This window comes from Ruminococcus sp., from assembly GCF_045129435.1.
Lineage (GTDB): Bacteria > Bacillota > Clostridia > Oscillospirales > Acutalibacteraceae > Ruminococcoides.
Map to the genome: position 1 here is coordinate 1 of NZ_JBGVJL010000159.1, position 4,801 is coordinate 4,801.

At 34.7% G+C, this 4,801-nt stretch carries 6 protein-coding genes and 1 tRNA gene; 5 read left to right on the forward strand and 2 right to left on the reverse strand.

Going from position 1 to position 4,801, the window contains the following annotated elements; genetic code table 11:
* The 3 genes from ACJMMI_RS07565 to ACJMMI_RS07575 all read left to right on the forward strand — a co-directional run.
* On the forward strand, positions 1–494 hold a 494-nt coding region (locus ACJMMI_RS07565; protein ID WP_405354669.1), incomplete at its 5' end, for a phosphoribosylanthranilate isomerase.
* 497 nt (positions 495–991) lie between these two features.
* Complete coding sequence (locus ACJMMI_RS07570; protein WP_405354671.1) at positions 992–1,483, forward strand: starch-binding protein; 492 nt, start codon at positions 992–994, stop codon at positions 1,481–1,483.
* A 20-nt stretch (positions 1,484–1,503) separates the two neighbouring features.
* On the forward strand, positions 1,504–2,421 hold the full coding sequence (locus ACJMMI_RS07575) for a hypothetical protein (RefSeq protein ID WP_405354673.1): 918 nt from the start codon (positions 1,504–1,506) through the stop codon (positions 2,419–2,421).
* 98 nt (positions 2,422–2,519) lie between these two features.
* On the opposite strand, the gene ACJMMI_RS07580 is transcribed toward ACJMMI_RS07575, so the two are convergent.
* Positions 2,520–3,194, reverse strand: coding sequence for a hypothetical protein (locus ACJMMI_RS07580; protein ID WP_405354674.1), 675 nt, complete (start codon positions 3,192–3,194; stop codon positions 2,520–2,522).
* A gap of 12 nt (positions 3,195–3,206) precedes the next feature.
* On the reverse strand, positions 3,207–3,650 hold the full coding sequence (locus ACJMMI_RS07585; RefSeq protein ID WP_405354676.1) for a cell wall hydrolase: 444 nt from the start codon (positions 3,648–3,650) through the stop codon (positions 3,207–3,209).
* 133 nt (positions 3,651–3,783) lie between these two features.
* Here ACJMMI_RS07585 and ACJMMI_RS07590 point away from each other — a divergent pair.
* Positions 3,784–3,875 (forward strand) — tRNA-Ser (locus ACJMMI_RS07590).
* 190 nt (positions 3,876–4,065) lie between these two features.
* A complete protein-coding gene (locus ACJMMI_RS07595) occupies positions 4,066–4,536 on the forward strand; it encodes a TM2 domain-containing protein (protein WP_405354677.1) in 471 nt (156 codons plus the stop codon).
* The last annotated feature ends 265 nt before the right edge of the window (positions 4,537–4,801 follow it).

Here is a 4,801-nt window from a genome sequence, read left to right on the forward strand (position 1 = left end):
AAAAGGCAAAAGAACTTCTCTTTATGCTTGATAAAAACATCAAAAGCGTTGCCGTTACAGTTTCCCCTACCCAAGATCAGCTTGAAATTATACAAAAGCTTGGCTTTGACTTTGTACAGATTCACAGAAATATTTCAGAAGAACTTTTGAACAACTGCAAAACACCGATAATCAGGGCCATTAATGTAAGCTGTATTGAAAGCTTTACAAGTCTTGAAAGCTGTGACAACATCAAAGGCTTTTTGTTTGACTCGGCTGTTCCGGGCAGTGGCAAAAGCTTTGATTGGTCATTGCTTAACAAACTGCCAAAGACAGAAAAAATGCTCATTCTCGCAGGCGGACTCAACCCACAGAATGTGGCAAATGCCATAAAGCAAGTCCACCCATACGCTGTAGATGTAAGCTCAGGAGTGGAACTTTCAGATAAATCAGGCAAGGACGCTGAACTTGTAAAGGCATTTATAGAGAATGTGAGGTTTAAAAAAACTATATAATTCATTTAGCAATAACCGATTATATATATTTTATGCTATTAATTGCAATATATTATGCACTGTGCACTAATTAATGTTTGAAATCTTGGTTATAATTTTTCACGATTTTTGTTGTAATGCTTTTTTATTAATGTTATTATATATTTAAAATTATTATAAAAGGATTTGATACCAATGAGATAAGCAAAAATAAAATATATACAAATATTATTAATAGAGGGGAAAACTATGAAACATTTTTTTAGAAGAACTACATCTTTAATATTAATAGTAGCATTACTAAATACCATATCACTATTTGCTTTAAGTGTATCAGCAATTGATAACAATGTTACCAAGAACAATATGATAATTTATCAATAATACATAATGTCGATTATAGAACAGTTTATTTTTCTGATAATAAAAATTGGGGAGAAGTAAAAGTTTTTTTATGGAATGAAACTGCTTCATATTATTATACTCAGATTCCTATGACATATCTTTATGATAATTATTTGGGTGAAAAGGTTTATTCAGTTACATTTGACCATAATCTATATAACCAAATGTTTTTTGAATCTGGTAGTGAAAGCGAATATACTGAAAATATAAATGTTGGAGACAGCGGTACAGGTTATTATATTGATGGCTATAATGAAAATAGTGGAAAATGTAGTGTATCTACATATGTACCTGATGTTAGAACAGTATACTTCACTAACACAAATAATTGGAGTGATGTAAGAGCTTATTTATGGAAATCAGGAACTATGCAAAATAATATTTGGCATGGTGCAAAAATGAAATATATTAATTCAAATGAAAAAGGTGAAGATATTTATGCAATTACATTTGATTACAAAGAATATGACTGTGTTGTTTTTAATGATTATAACAGTACTTCTCAAACAACTGATATTAGAATAGGCGATAACAACAGTTTATATTATTTAAATGGAAAAAAGGTTGGTAATAAATGGACAGTCGGTTCATATATCTATACTTAAATAAATCAAGGAGGATGATTATGAAAAAATCTATTATTTCAATTTTGACTGCATCATTGCTTGCTGTTTCAATTTCTGCGACTTGCATAACAGCAAATGCTGCTGTAAGTAAATCGCAAGCAAAGGAAAATCTTGAAAATCTGCTTATTGAAAATTACTGGTATTACAACCAATGCACAAAAGAAAACGGCTTTACAGTTAACCCTAATATATTCTACACCGAATACAGTTATAATAATTTTTATGGCTGTTATGAAAAAGGTTTGGATTTGTATCATGATTATTTTGCAACAGATGAGAGCATTGTTGATATTACAAATCAGTTTGAAGATGCAAAAAATTCTCTTGTAAGAAACGATGTTGAAATGACAGCCGAGAACACAGCAACACCAAAGGACGAGCTATACTATATTCTTATATACAATTCGTGGGACTTTGACTTCACTCCCGAATATTGGTATATGTCTTACACAAAGGAAAGCTATGACGCATATACACAGGCTAAAAATGACGGTTGGCTGGTTTTTGAAAGCAGTACATCGACCGACATCGATTATGATACTGCCTGGAAAAATTTTATTCGTGCAAAATGGCATTTAGAAAAGATTGAAATTCCGACCGCACCGCAAGAAACTACTGCAACGCAATTTACTACCGCTGAGGTTGTAGAAACTACTGATCCTGTACAGTCAACAGAACCGACAACAGAAAGTGTTAAGACGACTGAAAAAGTTGATTCTGCCACATTATCTGTGGAAAATACCACAAATCTGCCAACATCTGCAAGTAAATCTAATTCAACGGCTGATACTGAGGCTAAACAAAATTCTGATGTAATAAAAACAGGAAGCCAAGGCAACTCAATCGCTTTAGTCAGTGTGCTTTTGATATGCATGGCAGTGTTTGGTCTTGTATATCAAAAGAAAAAGACAAATTAATTATATTAAATTATTACGCAATTCTAAATTTTAAATAAAATAACATATATAAATAATATCGGCAGCGACTTTAGCATTTGAAAGTCGCTGCCGTTTGTTTAGTCAAAGTAAAATCTAATGAATTTTATGTTGTAAAAATCGCAGGTTGTAAGGTCGTTGGTGTCAAGCTCATTTATAAGAATATAGTTTGCGGCAACGCCGAGCAGATAGCCTGACTTTGTAACAATAGTGTTTGAGCCGACAAGGAAGTCTATAGATACCCGTCTGCCAATCTGTGTGCGAATAAATCCGTTGAGATATTGAACACTTTCGGCTGTTACTTCGTATGGATTTTTTATGTCAGTAAGCAGAGTTGCGGTTGAAGCGGCCGTCTGTGCATTTTGAGCATTTTCCGCATTAATCATAGCCGGTGTTGGCAAGGTTTCGGGATTGTACGGTTCGGTTGCGTCTATGTTCTGAATTTCACGCACAGCAAGGTCATTTGCAACCTGATTATCCTGACTTTGTGCGGGAATGGTCTGTTGTGTCTGCTGTCGTGAATTCATTTGTGCTTGCTGAGTGGGACTGAAACTGCGATAGTTCGGACTTGAAGGGCTAACTAATGTGGCAAGCTCGAGTATAGATGGAATTTCATTTCCAAATGACTGCACTGTGTTTGGAATTTGATTGTTATAGCAGTTAAAGCTGCTGCAGGCTGACGGACTATTTTCAAGATTGTAAAGAGTGTTTGGATTAAGTGGTTGTGCCTTTCTGTTGCTGATGTAATTTTCCAAAGAAATCAACTCCTATGTGTTGTTGTAAGCTTGAGTTGGAGAGTAAAAGCAATGGTTGCCAACACGATTATAAATGACCCCGATATTTGTTGGGAAAAAGTTCGGACAGCTTGACGAGTAAGGATTGAAGAAAAACAATGAGTTTCCAACTGAGCTGTCGGTGTTGCCGGCAAGTGCCCAATCGGCAATTTCATAGTGAATATCTTCGGGAACAATATTATACACATTCTGTGGATTGTACTGACCGCCCACAGAGGTTTTTAAACAGGTAAATTGATTAGGCTGTTCAATTATTGCTCGCACATCACCGCCGTTGCTGATTCGTGCAAATTCACCGTAAGGCACAGTTGACCTGTTAATTATGACAGATGCAACTGCCCTCATTCCGTCAATACCTTCGCCGCCGCTTTCGCATTTTAGCAACCGAGCAAAAAGTTCTCTTGTGTCAAAAGCCATAATTTCACCTGCCCTAAGCTTAAAAATCAGCATTGCTTATTCAATTTATAATATGACAGAGCAATAAATTAGTTACAGCTATTGACAATTTTTAGTCGAGCCGTTATAATTATTAGTTGTAAGTAAATGATTTGGAGATGTACCCAAGTGGCTGAAGGGTCTGGCTTCGAACACCAGTAGGTCGGTAACTCCGACGCGAGAGTTCAAATCTCTCCATCTCCGCCAAAAGCACTCGAGCAATCGGGTGCTTATTTTTTATGATGTGTGATGTAATATTTATAAAAATAAATTTATTTAATAATATAATCTAAATTGTCCTTTTAATTCCTTGGAAAACTGTGAATAATGTGTTATTATTAATAAAGCAATTATTTATGCAAACTTCATAATATAAATATCTAAGGGTGGGTTAATTATGGTATGTAAAAACTGTGGAGCGAATGTCGGAAGCGAATACAGACTTTGCCCATATTGCAGAACTGAACTTGAATATCCGGAGAATAAGGAACAACCGATTATTATTAATACCGTTGTTAACAACACAACAAATATAAACACCGGTAGTTCTGTACCGAATGTAACTTCATCAAATTATACAAAACCGAGTTATTCATCAACTGAGGATACTCTTTATAATAAGACTGAATCACCGTCCTCTGCAGTCAATGCAATGGGTAAAAACAAAAGCAAAAAGGACAGAATGGTTGCATTAGCTGTATGTGTACTTTTTGGTTATTTTGGAGCACACCAGTTTTATGCCGGAAATACAGCTATGGGCTTTATTTATCTTTTTACAATGGGATTCTGTGGAATAGGTTGGATTATTGATATAATCAGAATAGCTACAGGTACATTTAAAGACAAATATGGACTTCCTATTACATAAATATAATTGTCGGTTTCAGATTTCTGTTGCAGATTTCTTTAGTTTGTTGTAATTTTGCAACGGAAATCTTTGCTTTTGATAGATTTGGCATTTAATTGTTATAAAAATGAAAAAATTTTAAAAAAGTCTTGACATTTGAATAAAAAAATGGTATAAATAATATCGTTGTGTGAATACACACTAACACGGAGAGATGTCCGAGTGGTTTAAGGAGCTAGTCTTGAAAACTAGTGATCCCGCAAGGGACCAAGGGTTCGAATCCCTT

Excerpts from the sequence above, each read along its gene's own strand:
- ACJMMI_RS07575 (WP_405354673.1), top strand. The coding sequence starts at position 1,504 with ATGAAAAAATCTATTATTTCAATTTTGACTGCATCATTGCTTGCTGTT.
- ACJMMI_RS07595 (WP_405354677.1), top strand. The coding sequence starts at position 4,066 with ATGGTATGTAAAAACTGTGGAGCGAATGTCGGAAGCGAATACAGACTT.
- ACJMMI_RS07585 (WP_405354676.1), bottom strand. The coding sequence starts at position 3,650 with ATGGCTTTTGACACAAGAGAACTTTTTGCTCGGTTGCTAAAATGCGAA.